The organism is Nonomuraea phyllanthi, assembly GCF_006334985.2.
In the GTDB taxonomy this organism is placed as follows: domain Bacteria; phylum Actinomycetota; class Actinomycetes; order Streptosporangiales; family Streptosporangiaceae; genus Nonomuraea; species Nonomuraea phyllanthi.
On the sequence record NZ_VDLX02000042.1, the window covers coordinates 1 to 23,118 of the forward strand.

A 23,118-nucleotide genomic window follows, 5' to 3' on the forward strand; every position below is an offset into this window, starting at 1 on the left:
TGACGGCCTGCACGACTTCGGCTCGCAACTCAGGTGGATATATTCTCGGCTTCTTCGCCACGTGCTTCCTTTCCGGACTGTCTCTGACCCTACTTGGGTCCGAGTCCGGAAGGGTCGGGGCACCTCATGCGCGCCGATTGATCGCGGCGTGCATGCGCCTGGGCGGCAACCCCGGCCTGGCCGATCTCAGGCTCATTCACTGGGCTCACATGCTCGGCTTTCGCGGTCACTTCTCCACCAAGAGCCGCCGTTACTCCACCACTCTCGGGAACCTCCGCGCCGCGCGCGAGGAACACGCGCGTGCCGAGGAGATCAGCACCGGCCGGCTCCCGCTGTTCGACGAGGACACCGTCCTTGTGATCGTTCACTGGGAGTACGCCGGTCAAGGGCTCTCCATCGGAGAGCAAGCTCTCGCGGCAGCGATCACCGGCACCCGTCTACCGGGGGTTGCCGATGAGTAGGCGCGACGAGTTGCTGACCGTCCCGCAGGTGCTCGCCGAACTGGGTGGCGTGTCTCGCCGCACCTTCTACCGCTGGCGCGAACTGGGCCGTGCGCCGGTCTGCGTCCAGTTGCCCAACCTCGAACTCCGCGTCTGGCGGAGCGACCTCATGACCTGGCTCGACTCGCGACGGGAGACGGTGTGAACACCACGTACGACGTGAAGCTCGGCGCGATCCAGCACCGTACGGACCGCGACACGCCTCTGTTCATCGCCCGCTGGCGCGTCGGGGGCAAGCCGAAGTCCAAGAGCTTCCGGACCAAGGGCCTGGCCAACGCCTTCATGTCTGACCTACGGCAGGCAGCGAAGACGGGGGAGGAGTTCGACCTCGCCACCGGACTGCCGGTGTCGATGCTGGCGAGCGCGTCCTCCGGCCCGACGTTCTTCGAGTTCGCGCAGGCGTATGTGCTCCGCCGCTGGAGCACCTCGGCGCCTCGCACCCGGGAGACAGATGCGTACGCGCTCCTGTCGCTGGTCCCAGCCCTGGTGGCCGACGCGCCACGGCGTCCCGCGGCCGAGGACCTGCGGGAAGTCCTGAGGACCTACGCGCTCATCCCGGAGAAGAGGCGCCCTGCTCTGACCACGACCCAAACCGCGGCATTGGGCTGGTTGGAGCGGGCGTCCCTCCCGCTGTCCGAGCTGAAGGAGCCGCATGTCCTCCGTACGGGGCTCGCCGCCATCTCGGTCACCTTCGCCGGAACTCCGGCCGGTGCGAACACGGTACGGCGCAAGCGCGCCGTCCTCCATCACCTGCTGGAGCACGCAGTGGAGGAAAAGGCGTTCGGCAGCAATCCGCTGGATGAGATCAAATGGACGGCTCCGAAGGCCGTCACGGTCGTCGACCCGCGCACCGTGGTCAACCCAATCCAGGCCCGGCAACTGCTCGACGCCGTGCCCAAGGTGGGCCGCAGGCGCGGTCCTCGCCTCAGGGCGCTGTTCGCCTGCATCTACTACGCGGCGTTGCGGCCAGAAGAGGCGGCGGACTTGCGGCTGGCGAACTGCATGCTGCCCCAGACGGGATGGGGCCTGATCGTCCTGGAAAAGGCGCGACCGCAGGCAACGAAGCGCTGGACCGACTCCGGCCAGACTCACGAGCCGCGCAACCTGAAGCACCGCGCGGACAAGGAGACCCGTGAGATCCCGATCCCGCCAGTCCTGGTGGCCATGCTCCGTGAGCACGTCGCCGAGTTCGGCACCACCAAGGACGGGAGGATCTTCAGCACAAGAACCGGCGGCACCTACTCCAGTTCGGCGCACTCGTACGTCTGGCAGGAAGCCCGCAAGCTCGCGCTCACTCCGGCGCAGGTCGCCTCGTCGCTGGCCGCCCGGCCGTACGACCTCCGTCATGCGGCGGTGTCGCTCTGGTTGAACGCGGGCGTCCCGGCCCCGGAGGTCGCCAAGAGGGCTGGGCACAGCGTTGACGTTCTGCTGCGGGTCTATGCCAAGTGCATGGACGGCCAGCAGGAGCAGATCAACGGCAAGATCAACGACGCCCTGGACACATAGCCCACATTCATCCACTTCCGGCCCCGGTCGTCCCGGGGCCGGTTCGTCTTGCACCGCTGTCTTTACCGAGTCATTCCCGCTGGATATGGACGGCCTGCGGCACGCTGGCAGGCACGGGCGGCCCAATAGGGAGGATCATGCACGAAGACCAGAGCCACCCCACCCTCTCACCCGAGGAACTCCGCCCGCTGCGGCGCCCGCCGTACGGACTGCCGCTCAGACACCGGCTTCGGCCTGGCGCCGACTCCGACTCCTTCGGCTGGCGGAGGTACTCGACCCCCACCCCACCAGAGCGATCAACGCTGCGAGTTCGGCGTCGGCTGGCTCGGCCGGTGCTTGTCGCCGGTCTCCTGGGCTGCGTAGCCCTCGGCATCTGGTCGAGCTCATGGGGAACGGACAGCGCCGCGCCACGATCGAACGCCGCTTCGACGCCGACACTCGCCCCGAGCGTCGCCGGGCGCCCTGTCGCGTCTACTCCAACGCGGACGTCCTTGCCCCGAGCGCTTCCCTCGACCACGCCCAGGCCAACCCGCAAGGCGTCGAAGAACAAGGCGAAATCGCCAAGGCGCCATCGCCGATCAGCGCTGCCGGCTGTCCCGCCCCAGCGTCATCGATATCAGCCGCCGGCTCCGCCCAAGAAGACCGTGGCTCCCGCTGGCCGCAGGAGGAAGGCTGGAAACAACGACTCACAAGTCAGGAAGCCAGCGGCGCCGTGGATCGCCGCGGAGTGTGACGAACGGTTCCCGCCTTCCCGCCCCGAATCTCGACTCCGTAACTGGGCCTGTCGTTCCATCCTGGGATAGCACTCAGCAGCAAGGGGGAGCGCAACGGGCCTTGTTGCGATGTCTGCCCTGAAACCGGCATTTACTACCGCAGCGTCGGTAATTCCGGTTGTTTATAGGGATGTGTGGGGCATTTACCGGGATTAGCTGTTGTGCTTGACTCCTCCCTTGTAGCCACACCCTCTGGGAGGGTTCATGGGGGAGTTCGTCGGGATCGACCCCAGCCGGGCGGAACAGCTCATACGCGAGATGGAGGGCGGCAAAGACGTCCTGGGCCACACACGGCATGGGCTGGAGGCGGCCATCGCCGAGGCGGGCCCGTCCTGGACTGGCCCTGCCGGGGTGGCGGCCATGCACCGATCCTGGGCGTTTTTCGACGAGACGCAGCGTGATCTCAAATGGCGGATGGACACGCTCAAGCAGATGGTCCCGACTTCGGGAAATGGCATGTTAAGCGAGTTCTTGCCGTTCGACAGCGAAGCTGAGGCCGCTCGTCAGGGAAAGGCCGACGCGAAACCCATCGCGGATGCACTCAAGCAGCATCAGATCGAGAGCTCCATAGAGACCTGGCGGGACGTCACGGCGGCTACGGCCTCCACAAAGGAGAAGCTGAACGATCCCGCGTACGCCGCCGCCTTGCTGAACGCCCTTGGGCCGGACAAGTTCCGTGCGCTGTTCATGCACTGGATGAAGGACAAGGGCCCGGCCATGGACAGAGGGCTCCCGCCGGCTGTACTCCAGCAGGGCCGGAAAAGCCTAGGGCCACTGGCTGAGGCGTACGCCAACGCTGAACGCGCCGGACGGCTGGGCGAGGAGTGGCGCGCGAAGTTCATGGAATCCACGCAGCCTGGCGTGCTGACCGCGCTGATCGCGATGTCCAAGCCGTCGAGCAGACTCCTCAATCAGGTGGCGCTGCGCGTGCTGGGCCGTCCGCTGGGGGCGGACCTCCCGACCAGCCCTAACTGGAATTTGAACGCGCTGGTGGAGGCGTACAACGTCGACCCACAGGCATTGCAATCGCTCCTGGCTGACAACAAGGACGCCGCAGGCTGGCTCTTGCATCCCCAGCGCGCCCGAATGAGCGGCGTCGCCGACCTCGAAGCGAAGCTTGCGGAAGCGCTGGACAAGGCGTTGAACCCAAGCGCCGGAACCGCCGGTGTCCGCGATAGAGCATGGTTCAACATCATTCGAGGGATGGGCGCCGAGGACAGCCCGTGGATCGGCGGTTCGTGGGGCACGCTCAAGGACTCCCCGATCAGCGAGTGCTTGGCCAAGAACGTGGCCCCCTACCTCGACCAGCTCGCCCGCGGGCAATCCAAGCGTGACTCGCCTGAATTGAAGTCGACCTTCCCCACGTCGCCATGGGACACCCTTGCCCCCGATGACGCTTCCCGGTTCATGGGCGGCTTGATGCAGGACAAGGACGCGGCGAACATCCTGATGAAGGCGTCCCAGGACTACACGCTGAGCCTGGACATCGGCCGGTTCCGGCCCTTCGGAGATGAGGCCACCCAGGATCAGTACACCTCCCGCGCGGCACTCGCTGGAGGCGTGGCGAATCTGATGCTGAGCGGCTCAACGCACGCCGAGTGGACCGACGACGAATACGCCGACTGGCTCGCAGGGGTCGCGCTGCTGCCTGTCTCGTGGCTCTCCAACAAGTACTGGCCCATCCAGGACGCCAACGTGGCCACCGCCCGAGACGCCGGGATGGATGAGGCCAAGGACGGCCTCAAGGGTGTGATCACGGACTACTTCGACAAGAAGACCTCCGCGACAGCGGAGTACGTTGCGAATCGCATTGTGCAACGCCAGGCCGAGTGGGTGAACGGATCCCTGAACCAGCACGGTCAGAAGCCGTTGACGGAGGCTCAGCAAAACGAGGTTCGTATGGCATTCCGGGGGCGGCTTTATGATGCACTGGTCAAGGCCCTGAAACAGCGGGGAGGTTGAGTATGACTATTCCCAGCCAGAGTCAATTGCTTCGGCAGGCCGCAGAAAAGGAGTTGCTCGCCACAGACCTGACCCGATACGCCGAAGAGCTGGAAAAGGTTTTCGCTGGGATGCTGGCACGGCCTCAGGAAATCGATGCGTTTTGGACAGGGCCGGCTGCAGGACGCTTCACCTCTCAGGCCGGACAGTTACGCAGCGAGATCGGCCTACTCCGGGAGAGCTGCCTAGCGACGGCAGATCATCTCCGCAAGCAGGCTCAGCTTGTACGGTCTGAGGCAGCTCAGATGCCCAGTTAGACGTGTGATCACTTGCTTCGTTCATAACAGCTGGTCTTGCCGACGATCATGATGTTGGGCTTCTGCCCGTTGCGCACAGTTATCAGCCATGTGATCCCGGAGGTTGGATGCCGCATCACGGCTGTGCCAAGATTTTCGTCAGCAAGGTCCGAGTTATCCACGATGGTGTCATAGCCCTGCAGCCCTAGCCCGCTCGCCATCAGACCTGCTGCATTACTCGGCGAGTGCTGGGATGGCGAGCCTTTGAGGTCGCCCTGAGCGCGAAATAGACGCTGCACCTGGCCTTTCAAGCACCCTACTTCGCTATCTCGATCGGCCCGTTCGGTCGCGCTGGCGGAGCCCGTGGTGGCCAGGTCTTGAGAGGCCAATAGTTTGTCGCCATCCGAGATGAGCTGCTTCGACGCCTCGTCCAAGGTTGGCCTGTCGGAGTCTCCTGAACAGCCTGTGAGGGCGGCGAGAGAGACGAGCACCGAGGCAACTACAGACACTTGGCGGGTAACTGGGCGCACGCCCCGGACACTACCTAACCCCAACTGCGACGTACACCTTGTATGCCTTCTTGCACTAATACGATCATTTGGTGGATACGCTGGACAGCAAGCGGAGGAGCCCTCCCTGGCCTGGGAAAGCCAGGCGCGCTGGCTGTCCAGTCGAGGCCGCGGCATGCGCCTCTGCTCCGCCCGGGTCTCCCAATGGCTGGCTGATTGCGGTCACGGACAGAACCAATACTGCCGCATGGTCTGCACGCTGCAGGTTCGGACGCTGATCGCCTGTCGCGCCGTCGCGCCACCGTAGGAGCCTTCTGCTTGGGGAAGCACGGCTACGTCGAGCAGCCATCGCCCGCTGCGCCTTCCGTCCCATGTGCATTACAACCCTGCCTGAACCCTCGCCTATGGGCGGTGCAGTCTTGTCTCCCTTGGGCTTCTAAGAACGTAGCAATACGTACTATTCGGACAGAGGCGGACTCTTGGGCTGTCAGCCGCTTCCATTCGTCAGCTTTTCCGTAACGCTGGGCATAGGCTTACGTACAAGATGCCGGAGGCTGGAGGTTGCAATGGGTGTAAGCAACGAGAAGATCATCGATCAGGTCAAGGATCTTCTAGCGGGGCGGATTGTGATCCCCTCGATCCAGCGAGATTACGTCTGGTCTCGAAGTGACGTACGCGATCTTCTGGACTCCCTCTATCGGGGATACCCGGTCGGTGCGCTGCTGCTGTGGAAGACCTCTCAGGAACCTCCGTTCCGGAAGGCTGGCGTGGTGCAAACGGACAATTCGAAGCACACTCCTCTCTACTTGCTCGACGGTCAGCAGCGGCTGACCTCCTTGGCGTGGGTCTACCGGCCTACCTCGAAAGCAGACGGTAAGTTCATCGATATAAGATTCGACCTTGATAATGAAGAGTTCGTCAATCCTAATGCCGTTCAGAAGAAGAATCCGATTCTCATACCGGTGGAGAAAGCCCTCCAGGACGACACCGAGCTATTCATTATCCTTAAGGATGCTGGGATCGATCCGACCCACCCCTCTTTCGATGTGTACTACAAGAGGTTGATGCGGCTCAAAGGCATTCGGGAGTACATCATCCATGTGATCACTCACGACTCGGACGACTATGAAGAAGTCGCAGATATCTTCGCCAGAGTCAACAAGGGTGGACGGAGACTGTCCAAGGGGGACTTGGTCTATAGCGCGATCGCCGCAAGGTGGTCAGAAGGACTGGACACCATGGAAGCATTCCACGAGAAGCTTGGAGGTATCCAATTCCCTCTCGATCGGGAAGCCATACTTCGACTGATGAGCCTCCTCGCGGGCACCGGGGCTAAGCACATTCACCTGCTTCGTAAGGAGATGAACGGCGACGCGCTCAAGGCGGCATGGGAGAATACCGAAACTGCACTGATGTGGGCCATCGACTTCCTACGTGGTGAATGCGGTGTTCCTCGCTCAAGGATACTTACGTCGCCGAACGTAGTCGTCGTGCCCGCTTACATGCTGTTTCGCAGGCAAAACCAGCTTGCTCCAGGAGAGCCGGAGCTGCTCCGCAGATGGGTCTATACCTCGATGGCCTTTAGCCACTACTCGCTACAGGTAGAGACCAAGCTCGACGCAGAGGCTCGAATCATCGACACTCGGCGCGGCGGAGACCTGTTTGATGAGCTCATCCGTAGGGCGTCTGGGCCCCGCTCGGTCGGCAGTCCAGTTCATCCGACAGATTTGGAGCAGAAGTATGCGAGCAATGCTTTCTTCAACCTGCTCTACATCGCTGCCCTCCGCTCAGGAGTCAAGGACTGGAAAACGAACATAAAGATAATCGATCAGCCGCTGATCTCCTCCTCTGCTATCGAATATCATCACGTCTTCCCGCAGGCGAAAGTTCAGGGCATCTACTCCAAGGAGCAATGGAATAGCATCGCTAATCTCGCCTTTATCTCCGCCGAGACCAATAAGTTCATTAGTGCCAAGTTCCCAGAGGTCTACATGTCCGCCTTCCCTGTGGAACGCCTCGTGGAGCAATGGATTCCCGTGGATGCCGAGCTTCGCAAGATCGAAAACTTCCCCCGCTTCTTGGAAGCACGCCGCCATCTCCTCGTCGGAGTTTTGAACGACATGCTCGGGCTGCCGCACTATCGGCAGGGGATGCCACGGCAAGATGGCGGCGATCTTTTGGAAGAAGACGAGGACATCTACCCCGATAAAGACCAGGCTGGTCCCGTGTTGTTCTGACGCAGTCCCGAGAGCTGCCAGCAATGGCGCGTGGTGAGCTCTACTCGCTTGTGGTGCATTCCACAGATCTCGTCATCCTGTCGATGAGGTGCTGCAGTGGGACGGAGCCCCAGGCCCGCACACGTCAATTAGCTCCAACGGTGCCTTCCCTGGATGATCCCGATTGCCTTCGTCGTATCGGTGACCACGTGGTCAGCTTGGTGCTCATGTCCGGGCCACGTTCCTCGATCGACCCAGACCGTACGGAGGCCAGCTGACCGTGCTCCTTGGATGTCGGCGATGAGGTTGTCGCCGACCATCCAGCCGCCTTCAGCGAGGCTGGCCCCGCATCGCTGGGCGGCGATCTCGAAGAGTCCGGTTTCTGGTTTCCTGATGCCCTCGACTCCTGAGACGGCGTAGCCGTCCACCGCATCGGCCAGACCGGTCTGATGCAACTTGCCGAGTTGGTTGTCGGCCATGCCGTTGGTGACGATGCCCACTCGCCATCCGGCGGCGCGTAGGTCGGCTAAGCCGGTCAGGACGCCCGGGTAGCACTGCACGAGTTGAGGCATGCGTCGGCGGTAGCCGGCCCATAGCTCCTCGACCGACTCCGCCAGCGCGAAACGCTCGCGCACCTTACTAAAGAACACCTCGCGGTGCGGGTGCGTCTCCTGATTTTGGGAGACAAGCCACGCGAGCCCCTCGGCGCCCAAGCGGTGTCTCTCCGCGAACTCTTTGGCCCACCGGCGGAACGCGGCATCGAGGTCGATAAGTGTCCGGTCAAGGTCAAAGAGGGCGAGACGCTGCACGCAGCCGATCTTAGAGACGAGCGGCTCGATAGCGACAGTCCGGCCCCGAACTGCAGCGCTGACCTCGGGGAACGCCTTCAAGATCATCCCCCACATGTCCCCAGAACGCTGTCCTACGGCTGCATTCGGGTGCCCTCGGCGGCCTACCGAGGTCTGGAAAGCAAAAAAGCTGCGGCTGAAAAACCGCAGGTCAGAGGCCAAATTGCCTGGTGGAGAAGCGTGCCCCCGGCAGGATTCGAACCTGCGGCACCCGCTTTAGGAGAGCTCCAGCAACTACGAGTTTAGTTTGTCTATGGATGTGGTGATATGTGGGTGCTGCTCGACACGTATTAAGCTCTTCGGCGTGGGCCTTCTGCGGCTCGCCGCACGACAGGTGTTCGAGCTGGTCAGGGCCATATTTGTAGCTGGCAGACCGTAAGACGCTCCCGCTCTTCAGATGCGGGTGTCTTCACAGGGGTAGAGCTGTTGCAGTCAGCTGTACCGCGTCGGTATCGCCCCGTACGGAGCACAGCGCCCGAAGGGTGAGTGCGCCCAGATGCCGGGCCAGGGTCTCGTGGGAGTCAGCGAGGTCCCACGACCGTCGGTCGATCAGCTCGCGATCGGACACCGTAGGCAGCAGGCCGTCCAGCTCGCGCTGATCAAATGCTGGTAAACGCCTGGCTGAAGATCATTCGGGGAGGGTTGGGATCAGCGCCGGTGCCCGAGCCGTCCGGCTAACGCCGCCCATTCGGAGGCGCTGGATGATGTAAACACGTGACGATTACTTCAGCGCCTGGTAGTCGATCTTTCCGGCCGCGCTATAGGGCAGGTTGTCCACCTGCCTGATCCGCAGGTAAGCGGGGGAGATGCCAAGGTCGGCACAGATTTCGCGGCCCAGTTCGCGAGCCGCGTCCACCTCCGCCATGCAGAAGACCATGACCACGCCTTCCGACTCGACCACGGCGGTCGTGTCCAGGGCGCGAAAGGCGCTTTCGACCTCATCGAGGCTGATCCTCTTCCCGGCGACCTTGGCGATGCGCTTGACCCTGCCGCGCAGGAAAAGATTGCCGTCGCGGAGGGAACCGAGGTCGCCGGTTCGCAGGACACCGTCCATGCGGTCGCCTGTCGTCAGATCCGCCCGCCTGTCGGCGTATCCGAGCATGACGTTCGGGCCCCGGTAAACGATCTCGCCGGAGTCGAGGAGTTCGAATTTGCCACCCGGTACCGCTCTTCCCACCGATCCGATGGCCTCGGGGTGTGCTGCGGTGTCCAGTACGGCCATTCTCGCCGTTGCCTCGGTTTGCCCGTACATCACGAAAAAGCGGCTGTTCCGCTGCACGGCCAGCCGGGCGTAGCCGCTGACGTTGTTGAGGACCCCGCCGGACTGGGTGAGCGTGCGTAGCGTGGATGGCCATTGCCTGCTCAGGATCGGCCACAGAGCCTGATAAGTGAGCGGAACCCCGGCCAGTGCCGTCGCGCCCGTTTCTGCCAGTTGCCGCAAAAACCCCCGGCTGGTCGGAGATTGGTGGGTCAGGACGACGCTCGCGCCACGAGCGAGGTGGCTGTTGAGCACCGACAGGCCGTAGCAGTAATGGAGAGGCAGGGAGGTGATCGCACGATCGGTCTCGGTAATGCCGAGGGCCCGCACGATGCTGTCGGCGTTGCTGAACAGGTTTTCCCGCGAAAGGCACACCACGCGCGGGGCACCGGTGCTGCCCGATGTCATCAGCAGCAGGGCGGGCTCGTCGTGAACGGGGCTCGTGTCGATCCGCGAACGTCGCCAGATCGCTTCATCGGCGGGCAGATAACCGTCCGGAAGCCGTAGCGTGCGCGGTGGCCGCACCACCAGTTCGGGCTGGAACGCGGACAGGGTGCGGGAGACGGCGCGCTCGTTCAGCGCGGGGTCGGCGAGCATGATCGTGTGCCTGGATTCCAGACAGGCCAGGTAGCACAAAGCGGTGGAGAGGGAGTTGTCGGCGAACAGCAGCACCAGCCCTTTGTCCCTCAGCGTCGCGGTGGCCTTTTGCCATGGACTCATCGCACGCCTGAGGTCGCCGTAACGCAGGCATGTGCCGTCAGGGACCATGAGGGCAGGAGCGCTCGCCGTACCCTGCGGGAAAGACACGGGTCAACTCCGCTGCCGCACGATCCCGGCTAGGTTTCGGACCGTAGCCGCCTCGAAAACAATCTCCAGCGACAGGTCCACGCCAAAACGTTCCATAATGAGGGTGCTCAGCTGAACCATGTCCATGGAGTTTCCACCCAGGTCCATGAAGTCGTCGAGGACGCCGACCCGCTCGATTTCCAAAATCTCCCCGAGCAACCCGGCCAGTTGCCTTTCCAGGTTTCCCGACGCCGCAACGTAGCGTGACTTCTGAGATGCGGTGAGAGTGGCCACCTCCTCGCCCAATCTCGTGAGGTCGACGGCTCCGTCCGTCATGGCGGGCAGCTCGTCCACCACGACCACGAGGACCTGCAGGGCGTGCCGTTTCCAGAGGTGTTCCCTGATGCCCGTCGCGCTCGCGTACGATTTGGGCACCACGGCGACGATGAGCTCGCCATTTTCCTCGTAGGCGGCGGCTGCCCGTACATCGGGGTGGTCGATCGTAATCGCGCGCTCATGACGTGCAGCAGACGATGTGCTCATGCGTGCTTCTACCTCTCAAGTTCGCAGGTTTTTCAGGCGCCAGCTTTGCAACTTGCCTGTCTCGGTTCTGGGAAGGTCGTCCACGAATTCGATACGCCGAGGCCGCTTGTACGGAGACAACAATCCGCGGCAGTGCCGAGCGATCTCCTTGGCCGTAAGTCCGCTGCCGACACGCCTGACCACGAGGGCGACGGGAATCTGGCCGAGGCCGGGATCGGGCATCGGGACGACGGCGACGTCCGCCACGTCCGCGAGCCGCAGGACCACCTCTTCTATTTCGGATGAATTCACGTTCGAGCCACCGACGATGATGAGGCCTTGGCGACGTCCCGTGAGATAGAGATAGCCGTCCTCGTCGAGATGGCCGAGGTCGCCGAGGCTGAGGTAACCGTTCACGGTGTGCTCGATCGCCGCGGAGACAGGCCGGCCGTTGCGCATGAAGACGCGGCCCACCGCCCCGGGCGGAAGCGGGCGCCGGTCTTCGTCGAGGATCCGGATGCGCGTCATGAAGCCCTTGCCCACGGTGCCGGGTCGTGCCAGCCACTCGTCGCCACGCGCGACGGTCATCCCGATCTGCTCGGTGGCGCCGTAGAACTCGAAGATCCGATCGGCACCGAGCAGGTCGATCCAGGCCCGTTTGGTCTTGTCGTCGCAGGGGCCTGCCGTGTGGACGAGCGACCTGAGCGAGGTCAGCCGGTCCGGGGACAGACCCGGCTCGGCGAGCAGCTTGCGCATGTGCGACGGTGTGACCTGCACCCATTCGATGGCCTGGCGGTGCAGCACGTCAATGGTCTTGCCCGCCTCGAACACGCCCTGGACCACGATGGTGTGCCCGTCCAGGATGCCCGCGACCAGGTGCATGAAGGGTGCGGTGTGATAGAGGGGGCCGACGATCAGCTGGCGCTGCCCCTTCTTCCAGCCCGTTCGGCGCAGGAGCGTCGGGAAGCCGCCCAAGGCGAGGCTGCCCTCGATGGGGACCGGCCGCCCCGTGGAGCCGCCCGTGAGCAGAAGGTAATCGCCCCGGCATGACCTCTCGTGACCAGTTCCGGCCGCTACGAGCCGGTCGTGCTCGTACACCGGGCCGTAGGTGGCGGCCAATCGGTCCATGAGCTCGGCGCGCTCCCGCGGTGGAGTCATGGGATTGAGCGGGAGAACGGGCAGCCCTGTTCGCAGGGAGGCGAGCAACGTCGTCACGCCGTCGAGCGTGTTGGGCAGGTCGACGCACAGGATCGGCCTGTGCCCCTGCCCCAGCGGGATCGCCGCGGGCGCGGTCATGCGGTCCAACTGCGACCAGGTGATGCTCCGGACGGTCCCGCGGTTGCTCTCGATGATCGCAGGTCGATCGGGATGCTGATCCGCGGCCCGTCGGAGCCGCCCATTAAGTGCCATGAATCGATCTCTCGGTTGCTCTTCGTGATCAGCGCGTGAAGGACGGCAGATCCTCCTGGTCGGCCAATGCCGAGCGGAACCACTCGATGGTCTTGTGCAGTCCTTGCTCGCGCGAAGTCGTGGCTTTCCAGCCCAGCAAGGTCTCGGCCAGCGTGGTGTCGGGCTTTCGCACGCTGGGGTCGTCCACCGGCCGGTTGATGAGCCGTATCGGGGCCTGGGCATCGACCATGTCACGTATCGTCTCGGCCAGGTGGAGGATGGTGATCTCATCGGGACTGCCGATGTTCACCGGACCCGGGTGGCCGCTCGCGGCGAGCGCGAGAATGCCCTGCACGGTATCGTCGACATAACAGACAGAGCGGGTCTGGCTGCCGTCCCCGGCCACCGTGATCGGTTCCCCGGCGAGAGCTTGCCGGATGAAGGTGGGAATGGCCCGGCCATCGTCCGGACGCATGCGTGGGCCGTAGGTGTTGAAGATCCGTACGATGACGGCGTCCACGCCGCAGTTCGCCCGGTACGCGGTCGTCAGCGCCTCCGCGTAGCGTTTGGCCTCGTCATAGACTCCGCGCGGCCCCAAAGGATTGACGTTGCCCCAATACACTTCGCGCTGCGGGTGCTCAAGGGGGTCGCCATAGACCTCCGATGTCGAGGCGAGTACGAATCTGGCCTTCTTCTCCCGGGCGAGTCCGAGGGAATGCAATGTGCCCGTGCTGCCGACTTTCAGGGTCTGGATCGGCAGCCGGAGATAGTCCGCGGGGGAGGCGGGCGAGGCGAAATGCAGGACAAGATCCACCTCTCCGGAAACGTGGATGAAATCCGTGATGTCGCAGCGAGCGAGCCGGAATCCGGGATCGTCCGTCAGGTGTGCGACATTGGCTGGGATCCCGGTGAGGAAGTTGTCCAGGCACACGACCTGTGTGCCCAGGGACAACAGCCACTCACACAGATGTGATCCGAGAAAGCCCGCACCACCCGTCACAACCGCCCGGCGGAAATTCCAGCTCGTGGCATGAGTCGTCATAAGTTGTCTCCCCACGACGGGGTGCCCCGTTAAGAAAGAATGACTTGGGACACCTTATTAGCCGGTGGCGGCCGCCGGTAGCACGCGGCCCTGAGTCGGTGGCATCATTTGTACCGGCCGGATCGGGCGAAGTGGTGCTGCAGGGAACACGTGGTGAGAGCCTGTCAATTGAGATGCCTTCATGGCGGTGTCCCGCCGGCGGGACACCGCTGGCGGGATGACCGTGCTGGAAATGTGTTGCACCCGCAAATGACAAGGAGAACTCGATGTCGCGTCCATGCCGAAATGCCTTCGGTAGCGGCATTCCCGTACAAAGGCAGGCGTCATGACCCCGCGCTGGGAGCGCAGGCGGCTGCTGCGCCTCGACTGGCCCGCGTTCGGCGATGCCGCGGAAGAACTCGCAAGACAGGTGACGGACAGCGGCTTCCAGCCGAACGTCATCATGGGAATCGCGCGGGGCGGCCTCCCGTTGGCGACCGTGCTCGGGCACCTGCTCTCCGGTCGCGTCGGAGCGATCGGGGTGACCCGTAACTCCTCGGACGATCGCTACGCCGAACGGGACGAGGTCGAGATCTCCTGGCTGGTTCCGGAGTCTCTGGAGGGCGCCCGGGTCTTGCTTGTCGACGATATCGCGGGAGATGGTGGCACACTGCGGGGGGTTCGGGAGCGCGCAGGCCGGGCAGGGGCGACGGAGGTGCGTGCGGCCGTCATCGTGGTGAATGACGGTTGTACGGAGCGACCGGATTACTCGGTGTTCTCGGCCGACGACTGGGTGGTCTTTCCCTGGGAACGGCCGCCTGTCGACCATCACGGCGTCGTCGAGCCGTTGCTTTTCGGGCAGGGACATGGATGAGGCCAAGGCCTTCTATCGCAGGCGGTTCCTATCCAGATATGCGCAGTCGAGATTGCGGCCGCGCTCCCGTTGGTGGCGACGGGACCTGACGCTCGGCATACGCGATGGCCCCTTTCCCAGCCTGCGGGAACGGCTGCTCATCTTCGAAAGACATGTGCTCGTATCGGCGTCGGGACGAGCGTTCGACGACACCCTCCGGCGATTCGGCGCCGCCGACACCGTCCGCGCGCTGAGCCTTTCCTGTGATCACCCGATCGCGCCGGGAGGCAACCTCATTCTGACGGCCAGGACCGGCATGCTGGGCGCCATCGCCGCGATGCTCGCGGTGCGCGGCCACAACGTGGCTTTCAGCAGTGCTCATCCTGAGCACAGCCGGCGGTTGGTCCTGCCGAAGGTCGGATACCGTCAACGCGGCCTCATCACTCCGCTGGCCTTTCCTTCGTGGCAGGCGATGTTCAGCGCGCGCCGAGGGCTGAAGAACGGCTGGGATTTCATCCTGCCCATCGATTCGATCGGCGAGCCGGGAACACCGGCTTTCCATGCCGAATATGCCCGGCTTCCGGACGGGACGGAGCGCGTATTCCGAATTCTCGGCGACGACGCGGCGCTCGTCAGTTTCATGTGCGCGGAAGTGGTGAGCGGCTGGCGCCCGGAGCTGAACATCGTCTGTCATCGCTATTCAGGGGATGCGCGGGCATTTCTGTGTCAGGTCGAGACGTCGCTCCGTCGTCTGCCGCATCAGTGGCATGTCTGGACGGCTCTCGGCGCACGGTCGGAGACGCGTGCGGATGCGCCGGGTTGACCGTGGGCGTTCCCGCGTCCGATCATACTCAGCACGCTCTCAATCGCGAGGAATCGCCGAAAAAGCATTGCATGACCCCATTCTCGACAGATCAAATCGGCGCCACGTGAACGTCAAAAGTCACAGATTTGGGGAATCGAGTGATCGAGATTTTTCGTGAGTTCACCTTTGAAGCGGCCCACAGATTGCCGAACGTACCGGAGAACCACAAGTGCGGCAGGCTGCATGGCCACAGTTATCGCGTGGAGGTGCACGTCAGCGGTGAGGTCGATCCCTCCGCAGGGTGGTTAATCGATTTCGGGGAGATCAAGAAGGTGTTCAATCCCCTGGAGGAGCGGCTCGACCACTACTACCTCAATGAGGTCGAGGGGCTCGAGAATCCCACCAGTGAAAACCTGGCCAAGTGGATCTGGGACCGCCTGGTCGGCTCCCTGCCGATCTCGGCCATTCACGTTCGAGAGACGTGCACTTCTGGATGTGTCTATCGGGGGGAGAGCTGATGCTCAGCGATGTGCAGGCGGCGCATGACAGCCGGGGCGTGCCGTTGGACGAGGTCGGGATCGAAGGTCTGCGGTATCCCGTCCTCGTGGCCGACGGACAGGGCGCGAAGCGAGAGACCGTTGCCACGGCCACCATGGCGGTTGACCTCGGGCCGGAGGCCAAGGGCGCGCACCTGAGCCGCTTCATCGAAGTACTCCATGGTTCGAGGGAGCAGTTGACGCCCGACACCGCGGCGGGTTTGGCGGAAGAACTGCGGCTGTACATGGGAAGCGGCAGAGCACGGGTCCACCTGAGCTTTCCGTACTTCCTGGAACGGGAAGCGCCCGTGACGCGGGCCCGCGCCTTCGTTGAGTACACCTGTTCCATCACGGCACGCAGCAGTGTGGCCGGTACGCAGTTGGCGTGGAGCGTCGAAGTGCCGGTGACGAGCGTGTGCCCCTGCAGCAAGGCCATCAGCGATCGCGGTGCGCACAACCAGCGCGGTCACGTCACGATCGAGGTCAACGGCGCCGACCACATGAGCGGCCCGTGGTTCGACGAGTTGATCGACATTGCGGAGGCGGCGGCCTCGTCTCCGGTCTACGCTCTGCTCAAGCGGCCGGACGAGCGTCACGTGACCATGGCCGGCTACGACAATCCGGTCTTCGTCGAGGACATGGTGCGTGATGTGTGCCAGGTTCTGTCTGATTGCGACCGCATCGCCGCCTATCGCGTACGAGCTGTGAACGACGAGAGCATTCATAACCACGCGGCATACGCCGCGATCACCTGGAGCTCCCCTCGCGGCGTATAGCCCGTTGTGCGGTCCGGGTCAGAGGCCGGCTCGGCTCCGGCGGATCAGCTCTGGTACGTCGCCGAGGCTCGCCACGATGTGATCGGGCATGACCATGCCGACGTGGGCGAAGTCCCGGGTGCCGTTGCCCGTCAGCACGGCGACCGTGGTGGCGCCGACCTGTTTGCCGGCCTCGATGTCGCTGGCCGAGTCGCCTACCATCCACCTTGGCAGATCGGGGTCCAGCTCACGCAGCGCCAGTTCGAGGAGCAGTCGCTTGCGCTCGACGGCACTGAGCGGGCTCGTGACCGCAAGGTCGTCGGAGGTCAGCACCAGGGTGAAGGCGTCGCCGATGCCCCAGGTATCGACCAGCGCACGTGTGGCCTCCGTGCCGGTCCAGGAACTCACCAAGGCTGTCACCACACCGGTCGAGGCCAGTTCGGCCATGGTGGGTACGGCGCCGGGAATCGGACGTCCGTACGCGCTCAGATAACGACGGGGGATCGCATCGGAGTCGACAGTGATGCGGCAGCCCTCCACCACGAGCCGGTCGGCGAGCAACTGTTCCCAGAATTCGTACGCCAGCACCACTTCCGGCACCGGGGCCGCCACCCCCGCCTGGCGGCAGGCGTCGGCCACACAGGCGATGAACATCTCGTCCCAGGACACAAGGGTGCCGTCCCGGTCGAGCAGCAACACCGCGGAAGCGGTCATTTCACATCATTCCTTTCGTGTGGGATGAGGCGATGTCCGCCACGGCTCGTGCCCGAGCGGCGTACCAGCCGGCGCCGAGATCCGTCTCGACCACCGCCGCCAGGTCATCGCGCGAAACAACGGCCGCCACCATGTCGTGCGCGAGCAGCTCATCGACCAGTCGCTCGCCACGCTGACCGGAGCGCACGCACTCCTGCACCACGCGGTACGACTCCGCGCGGGCGAGCCCGTTGCTGACCAGCAGACGCAGCAGCGCGCCGCTCATCCAGACAGTGGCGGCCCGGTCGAGGTTGCGGGCGATCGCGGCCGTGTCGACCTCGAGACCGGCCAGCACGGTCGTCATCTTCCGCACCACCTCCTCCAGCAGGACGCACGCCTGCGGGATGACAAACCGCTCGTTGGCCGAGTTGGCAAGGTCGCGCTCGTGCCAGGACACCACGTTCTCCAGCGCGGGGTGGATCAGCGAGCGCAGCAGGCGGGCCAGGCTGCACACGTTCTCGCAGAGGACGGGATTGCGCTTGTGCGGCATGGCGGAGCTGCCGATCTGCCGGGTGGCCATCGGCTCGCGCAGCTCGGCGATCTCGGTCCGCTGCAGATTGCGGATTTCGGTGGCGATGTTCTCGACCACCGCTCCGGACAGGGCCGCCCAGCCGACGAACTCGGCGATTCGGTCGCGGGCGACCGCTTGGGAGTTCAGCCGCGCCACTCCCAGGCCCAGCCGGTCGAGCACCCGGCGTTCCAGCTCTGTGCCGAGGTGGCCGAAGGCGGCGCCGGTGCCCACCGCTCCGCCCACCTTGCCGACCAGGACCCTGGGCGAGAGTTCGGCGAGCCGGTCCGAGGTGCGCAGCAGGGCGTCGAGGTAGACGGCGAACTTGCCGCCGAGCGTAATCGGCTCCGCGTACTGGCCGTGTGTTCGGCCGGTCATGGTGAGGTCGGCGTACTTCGTGGTGTGGCGCCGGCACGAGTCGGTGAGCGTCCGCAGCTCCTGGCCGAGGAGGGCGATGGCCTGCGCCAGCTGTAGCGCTGCCCCAGTGTCGATGACGTCACTGCTGGTGAGACCGAAATGAACCCACCGACCGTGCGCTCCCGCCGACACCGACAGAACGTGGACGAACGCCGCCAGTTCGTGGCCTGTCCACGCCTCGGCCGCACTGATCGCCGCCGGATCGATACCGTCACGCCCCATGGCGTCGATGGCGGCGGCGGCATCCCGGGGAATCACACCGAGTTCGCCCTGAACCCGGGCGACTTCGCGCTCCACTGTCAGCCATAGTCGATAGCGATTCGCTTTTGAGAAGATTTCCCGCATCCGGGGACTGCCATAACGCCCCTCATCGAGAGGCAGGACCACATCGGGTCCGACGGAGAATTCCTTGTCCATGGTGTGACGTACTCCAATTCGATGCCGGAGACCGGCCACCGAGTTTAAAAGGATGAAAGCGAAGGGAGCGACTGATGCCGAGCACCATCGTCGTCGGCGGACAATGGGGTGACGAAGCCAAGGGCAAGGTGTGCAGTTATCTTGCCACCCGTGATCGATTCAGCTTGAGTATTAGAGCAGGGCTTGGTCCAGGGGCAGGCCACACAGTGGTGCGGGACGGGCACGAATTCCGTCTCCGGCAGACGCCCGCCGCGTTTGTGCACCCCGACTGCCGGCTGGCACTGGGCGCCGGCACCCTGATCTCACCTGACGTCTTCCTGGACGAGATCGAGCGTCTGGGCCTGGCTGGGCGGATCAAGATCGACGGCAGGGCGACGGTCATCGAGGAACGTCACCGGCAGGCCGATGTGAGCAATCGGTTCCTCAGTACGGTGGTGGGGAGCACCGGTAGCGGGCACGGCCCGAGCCTCGCCGATCGGGCCATGCGCACGGCCACGTTGGTGCGGGACACTCCGCAACTCGCCCCCTTCACGGCCGACGTGGCCGCGCTGGCGAACGAGGCGCTCGACCGGGGCGAACGCGTCCTCGTGGAAGGCACGAACGGCTTCGGGCTGTCGGTGCTCTACGGCACGTATCCGCACACCGTCTCCAAGGACAGCACCGCCGCCACGGCCGCAGCGGACGTCGGTCTGGCGCCGACGCGGGTCACTGAGGTGGTGCTGGTGTTCAAGGCGTACGCCACCAGGGTCGGGCCGGGTGACCTGCCGCGCGAGCTGTCACCCGGGGAGATCCGGGAGCGGGGATGGCAGGAGGAAGCCACCGTGACCGGTCGTCCCCGGCGGGTGGGGGCGTTCGACATGCAGTCGGCGAAGGCGGCGGTCATGCTCAACGATCCCGCCTACATCGCGCTCACCTGTCTCGACCGTCTCGATCCAGCTGCGGCAGGGGTGCCGTTTCAGCGACTGCCCTCGGCTGTGCGGCGTTTCGTGGACGAGGTCGAAGACGTCCTGCAACGCCCCGCCGGCCTGCTGAGCACCGGCCCGGACGTGCGCGCCACGATCGACCGGAGGGGCACCGTGGCCATCCCCGCGGCTTCGGCATGAAATGGCCCATCGCATCCACGTAGTGGGAGCCGCCGGGAGCGGCAAGACGTACCTCGCGGCGGCGATCGCCGCGGCGTTGACCGCTGACCATCATGAACTGGACCGGGTGGCGATACGCAGGAGCGCAGATGGGAGGCAGGTGGCTCCGCTGCCGTGGCCAGAGCGCCGAGCCGCGGCAGCCGAGATCGCCGAACGGCCCCGATGGGTGACGGAAGGCATCTATCTGGGCTGGACCGAGCCGTTGTTCGCGGCGGCCGACCTCATCGTGTGGCTGGACATTCCCTGGTGGCAGGCGACCTGGCGCATCACCGGCAGGCACCTGCGGAAGTCGCTCCGCGGCGAAAACGAGTGGAAGGGCATTCGCCTGCTCCTTCGCTTTCTCTGGAGCACGCGAAGGTATTATCTGGGACTCGGTGGCGATCCGAATCGAGAGCATGACGACGGGGCCACCGACCGCCGTATGACCGCGGCCGCCTTGGCGCCGCACGCCGCCAAGGTAATGCGGATCCGCCACGGGCGGGATATTGCGTCGAGCATCGACTGGCGCGCCGCCTAATAGTCGTCCCGTCGGGTGCGGTGCCGGTCGGATAATTGACGCGGGTCGGGCCGGTGACAAAACTGAAATGGCTGCCCGCGCCGCCGTGCAGGCAACTTTCCATTGAATTTCCTGGAGGGTGACATGGCCAATGAGCCTGCGGTAGTGCTGCTGAGCGGAGGACTCGATTCGGCGACCGTTCTCGCCATCGCCAAGCACGAGGGATACCGCCTCCATGCGCTGAGCTTCCGCTACGGTCAGCGTCACGGCGTCGAACTGGCCGCCGCCCGCCGCGTCGCCGAACAGTTCGGCGTGGAGCGGCATGTCGTGGCAGACATCGATCTACGTCTGTTCGGGGGCTCGGCCCTCACCGCGGACATCGCCGTGCCGCGGCACCGCCACGTCGACGAGCTGGACGACTCCATCCCGGTGACCTATGTGCCGGCCCGTAACACGATCTTCCTGTCGTTCGCGCTCGCCTGGGCCGAGTCACTGGGCGGGAACGACGTGTTCATCGGGGTGAACGCCCTCGACTATTCGGGCTACCCCGACTGCCGCCCGGAGTACATCGCGGCCTTCGAACGCATGGCCGCGCTGGCCACCAAAGCAGGCGTCGAGGGCACCCAGCGGCTGCGGGTCCACACGCCGCTGATCGAGCTGACCAAGGCGCAGATCATCGAGCGCGGGCTGGCCCTGGGGGTGGACTACTCCCTCACTCACAGTTGTTACGACCCCGAGTCCGAGGGCCGCCCCTGCGGGAGCTGCGACTCCTGCCTTCTGCGTGGCCGCGGCTTCGCGGAGGCCGGGTTGCCGGACCCGGCCCTCACCGGCAGGGCCTGAGCCATGTACCGAGTGAAGGAGATCTTCTACACCCTGCAAGGGGAAGGCGCCCATGCCGGCCGACCGGCCGTGTTCTGCCGTTTCACCGGCTGCAATCTATGGACCGGCCACGAAGAGCACCGTGTAAGGGCGATATGTAAGTTCTGCGATACCGACTTCGTGGGGACCGACGGTAGCGGCGGCGGCCGATTCAGGACAGCGGCCGATCTCGCCGCCGCGGTCGCCGCCTTCTGGCCGGCGGACGTGGCCGGCGGTGAGCGGTACGTGGTCTGCACCGGAGGTGAGCCCCTACTTCAGCTCGATCACGCCGCCGTGGAAGCACTGCACGAGTCAGGCTTCACGGTGGCCGTGGAAACCAACGGAACGCGCGCGGCACCGCCCGGGATCGACTGGATATGCGTCAGCCCGAAGAGCACCGCGGAACTCGTGCTCACCTCCGGTGACGAGCTCAAGCTGGTCTTCCCACAGCACGACGCCCGGCCGGAGCGCTACGAGGAGCTCGACTTCGCCCGGTTCTCGCTGCAGCCGATGGATGGCCCGGACGCGGCGGCCAACACCCGCCTGGCACTCGAATACTGCCTGACCAATCCGCGATGGCGGCTCAGCCTGCAGACGCACAAGATCGTCGGAATCCGATAGGGAATCGCGTTGGTCGGCACGATTCCGGCGGTGGTTTCCCGCTCATTGCCTTATGCAAGGAAAGACAGGTCGCACCGAGATGAATTCCCCGGAAACGCATCGCCTGGCATTGCTGGGCGGCGACCCGACCGTTCGCACCCCGCTTCCGACCTGGCCCGTGCTGAGTGATGACGAGGTCGCGGCACTCGGCGAACACCTCCGCCGTGCCAGAACCGATTCCACCTATTTGACCTCGATCTTCGGCAGCGGGCCGGTCGTGGAATTCGAGCGCGCCGTCGCCGATTACTTCGGCGCCCCCTATGCCGTCTCGACCAACTCCGGGTGGGCTGCCCTGCACACCGCCTTGGTGGCGGTCGGCGTGCGTCCTGGGGACGAGGTCATCGTACCCGCGTACACCTGGCCCCAGTCGGTGTCCTGTGTACTGCAACAAGGCGCCATACCTGTTTTCGCCGACATCGACCCCGAGACGTACACGTTGACCGCAGAAACGGCGGAAAAATGTCTGAGCCCAGCCACCAAGGCGATCGTGGTGGTGCACTTGTACGGCCAGCCGGCGGACATGACCCGTATGATGGCTTTTGCCGAGGCCCATGGACTGGCCGTGATCGAGGACTGCGCGCAGGCCACCGGGGCGATGCACCGCGATCGACATGTCGGCACGATCGGTACCGTGGGCTGCTTCTCGATCGGCAGCGGCAAACAGATCGTCGGCGGCGAGGGGGGCTTCCTCCTGACCTCGTCGGAAGAGGTCAGACATCGGGCCATCGCGATGTCACAACATCCGCAGCGCCATCGTGTCGACCTCCCGGGCGGATACGCCGCGCCGGACGGTTTCCTGCCCACGTACCGGATGCACCCCGTCGCCGCCTCCATCTGCGCCGCGCAGTTGCCGAAGCTGCGTAGGTGGAACGACGAGCGAATCGTGAATCTGCGGGCTCTCAGCCTCGCACTGGAGGGCTGTCCCGGTATCCGTCCGGCGGCCGAATCCACGTTCGGCAGGCACGTCTATCATCTGTACTGCCCGACCTTCGTCCCCGAGGAACTGCCCGGCCTCTCCCGCGACAGGTACGTCGAGGCGTTGATCGCCGAGGGAGCGCCGGTCCGCATCGGATATGTGCGTACTCCGTTGCACCTCCGGAAGGAGATGCGCGAACGCAAATACCTCGCGCCCGGCTTCCCGTGGAACCTCGGATCCCGTGACGTGCACTACGCGGCCGGCGACTGCCCGGTGACGGAGGACCGGTGCGCTCGCACCGACATCAGCGTCTTCCTCGGCGCCAACGCCATCGGCGATCAGTCCGCCCTGGTCGGCGAGATCGCCGCCGCCTTCTGGAAGGTGGCGCGGCACCATCGCGAGCTGCTTGAGCCGGCCCATTCGCAGCGCTGAACGCG

General features: G+C 64.7%; 22 protein-coding genes. 14 read left to right on the forward strand and 8 right to left on the reverse strand.

The genetic code is table 11. The annotated features are described in order from the left end of the window. The 4 genes from FH608_RS50320 to FH608_RS50335 form a co-directional block, all read left to right on the forward strand. Positions 1-461 (forward strand): replication initiator (locus FH608_RS50320; protein WP_317135628.1); only part of this gene is annotated, 461 nt, incomplete at its 5' end. Continuing rightward, positions 454-645, forward strand: coding sequence for a helix-turn-helix transcriptional regulator (locus FH608_RS50325; protein ID WP_139637644.1), 192 nt, complete (start codon positions 454-456; stop codon positions 643-645). The genes FH608_RS50320 and FH608_RS50325, both read left to right, overlap by 8 nt. After that, positions 642-2,006, forward strand: a complete 1,365-nt coding sequence (locus FH608_RS50330; RefSeq protein ID WP_139638323.1) for a tyrosine-type recombinase/integrase — start codon at positions 642-644, stop codon at positions 2,004-2,006. Before FH608_RS50325 ends, FH608_RS50330 begins: the two co-directional genes overlap by 4 nt. Before the next feature lie 977 nt (positions 2,007-2,983). Then, on the forward strand, positions 2,984-4,741 hold the full coding sequence (locus tag FH608_RS50335; protein ID WP_139638324.1) for a hypothetical protein: 1,758 nt from the start codon (positions 2,984-2,986) through the stop codon (positions 4,739-4,741). 304 nt (positions 4,742-5,045) lie between these two features. Here FH608_RS50335 and FH608_RS50340 read toward each other — a convergent pair whose 3' ends face one another. Beyond that, on the reverse strand, positions 5,046-5,507 hold the full coding sequence (locus FH608_RS50340) for a hypothetical protein (protein ID WP_139638325.1): 462 nt from the start codon (positions 5,505-5,507) through the stop codon (positions 5,046-5,048). Positions 5,508-6,091: 584 nt separating this feature from the next. Here FH608_RS50340 and FH608_RS50345 point away from each other — a divergent pair. Beyond that, positions 6,092-7,762: a GmrSD restriction endonuclease domain-containing protein gene (locus tag FH608_RS50345; RefSeq protein ID WP_139638326.1), complete on the forward strand. Its 1,671-nt coding sequence runs from the start codon at positions 6,092-6,094 to the stop codon at positions 7,760-7,762. A 128-nt stretch (positions 7,763-7,890) separates the two neighbouring features. Here FH608_RS50345 and FH608_RS50350 read toward each other — a convergent pair whose 3' ends face one another. The 5 genes from FH608_RS50350 to FH608_RS50370 all read right to left on the reverse strand — a co-directional run bounded on the left by FH608_RS50350 (position 7,891) and on the right by FH608_RS50370 (position 13,586). After that, on the reverse strand, positions 7,891-8,637 hold the full coding sequence (locus tag FH608_RS50350) for an HAD family hydrolase (RefSeq protein WP_226900710.1): 747 nt from the start codon (positions 8,635-8,637) through the stop codon (positions 7,891-7,893). Positions 8,638-9,310: 673 nt separating this feature from the next. Beyond that, a complete protein-coding gene (locus FH608_RS50355; RefSeq protein WP_264372971.1) occupies positions 9,311-10,519 on the reverse strand; it encodes an AMP-binding protein in 1,209 nt (402 codons plus the stop codon). A 138-nt stretch (positions 10,520-10,657) separates the two neighbouring features. Beyond that, positions 10,658-11,176, reverse strand: coding sequence for a phosphopantetheine-binding protein (locus FH608_RS50360; protein WP_139638328.1), 519 nt, complete (start codon positions 11,174-11,176; stop codon positions 10,658-10,660). A gap of 15 nt (positions 11,177-11,191) precedes the next feature. Then, positions 11,192-12,565, reverse strand: a complete 1,374-nt coding sequence (locus FH608_RS50365) for a class I adenylate-forming enzyme family protein (RefSeq protein WP_139638329.1) — start codon at positions 12,563-12,565, stop codon at positions 11,192-11,194. 28 nt (positions 12,566-12,593) lie between these two features. After that, on the reverse strand, positions 12,594-13,586 hold the full coding sequence (locus FH608_RS50370; protein WP_139638330.1) for a UDP-glucuronic acid decarboxylase family protein: 993 nt from the start codon (positions 13,584-13,586) through the stop codon (positions 12,594-12,596). A gap of 325 nt (positions 13,587-13,911) precedes the next feature. Here FH608_RS50370 and FH608_RS50375 point away from each other — a divergent pair, with 325 nt between their 5' ends. The 4 genes from FH608_RS50375 (at position 13,912) to folE2 (ending at position 16,535) form a co-directional block, all read left to right on the forward strand. After that, a complete protein-coding gene (locus FH608_RS50375; protein ID WP_139638331.1) occupies positions 13,912-14,439 on the forward strand; it encodes a phosphoribosyltransferase in 528 nt (175 codons plus the stop codon). Continuing rightward, positions 14,432-15,241, forward strand: a complete 810-nt coding sequence (locus FH608_RS50380) for a hypothetical protein (protein ID WP_139638332.1) — start codon at positions 14,432-14,434, stop codon at positions 15,239-15,241. Before FH608_RS50375 ends, FH608_RS50380 begins: the two co-directional genes overlap by 8 nt. A 140-nt stretch (positions 15,242-15,381) precedes the next feature. After that, positions 15,382-15,741 carry a 6-carboxytetrahydropterin synthase QueD gene (queD, locus tag FH608_RS50385; RefSeq protein ID WP_226900711.1) on the forward strand — a complete coding sequence of 120 codons (360 nt, stop codon included), beginning with the start codon at positions 15,382-15,384 and terminating at the stop codon, positions 15,739-15,741. Next, positions 15,741-16,535, forward strand: coding sequence for a GTP cyclohydrolase FolE2 (gene folE2 / locus FH608_RS50390; protein ID WP_139638333.1), 795 nt, complete (start codon positions 15,741-15,743; stop codon positions 16,533-16,535). The genes queD and folE2 overlap by 1 nt, the downstream gene beginning before the upstream one ends. Positions 16,536-16,553: 18 nt before the next feature. Here folE2 and FH608_RS50395 read toward each other — a convergent pair whose 3' ends face one another. Further along, positions 16,554-17,228 (reverse strand): HAD family hydrolase, encoded by a 675-nt coding sequence (locus FH608_RS50395; RefSeq protein ID WP_139638334.1) that lies wholly within the window; start codon positions 17,226-17,228, stop codon positions 16,554-16,556. Between the two features lies 1 nt (position 17,229). Continuing rightward, the gene (gene purB / locus FH608_RS50400) at positions 17,230-18,609 is read right to left on the reverse strand and encodes an adenylosuccinate lyase (RefSeq protein ID WP_139638335.1); all 1,380 of its coding nucleotides are present in this window, start codon (positions 18,607-18,609) and stop codon (positions 17,230-17,232) included. Between the two features lie 74 nt (positions 18,610-18,683). On the opposite strand from purB, the gene FH608_RS50405 reads away from it, so the two are divergent. The 5 genes from FH608_RS50405 to FH608_RS50425 all read left to right on the forward strand — a co-directional run bounded on the left by FH608_RS50405 (position 18,684) and on the right by FH608_RS50425 (position 23,113). After that, positions 18,684-19,712 carry an adenylosuccinate synthetase gene (locus FH608_RS50405; protein ID WP_139638336.1) on the forward strand — a complete coding sequence of 343 codons (1,029 nt, stop codon included), beginning with the start codon at positions 18,684-18,686 and terminating at the stop codon, positions 19,710-19,712. Position 19,713: 1 nt separating this feature from the next. Continuing rightward, a complete protein-coding gene (locus FH608_RS50410) occupies positions 19,714-20,268 on the forward strand; it encodes a P-loop NTPase family protein (RefSeq protein WP_139638337.1) in 555 nt (184 codons plus the stop codon). 123 nt (positions 20,269-20,391) lie between these two features. Beyond that, on the forward strand, positions 20,392-21,087 hold the full coding sequence (queC, locus tag FH608_RS50415; RefSeq protein WP_139638338.1) for a 7-cyano-7-deazaguanine synthase QueC: 696 nt from the start codon (positions 20,392-20,394) through the stop codon (positions 21,085-21,087). A gap of 3 nt (positions 21,088-21,090) precedes the next feature. After that, complete coding sequence (gene queE / locus FH608_RS50420) at positions 21,091-21,726, forward strand: 7-carboxy-7-deazaguanine synthase (RefSeq protein WP_139638339.1); 636 nt, start codon at positions 21,091-21,093, stop codon at positions 21,724-21,726. Between the two features lie 79 nt (positions 21,727-21,805). Further along, positions 21,806-23,113, forward strand: a complete 1,308-nt coding sequence (locus tag FH608_RS50425) for a DegT/DnrJ/EryC1/StrS family aminotransferase (RefSeq protein WP_193319101.1) — start codon at positions 21,806-21,808, stop codon at positions 23,111-23,113. Positions 23,114-23,118: the final 5 nt, after the last annotated feature.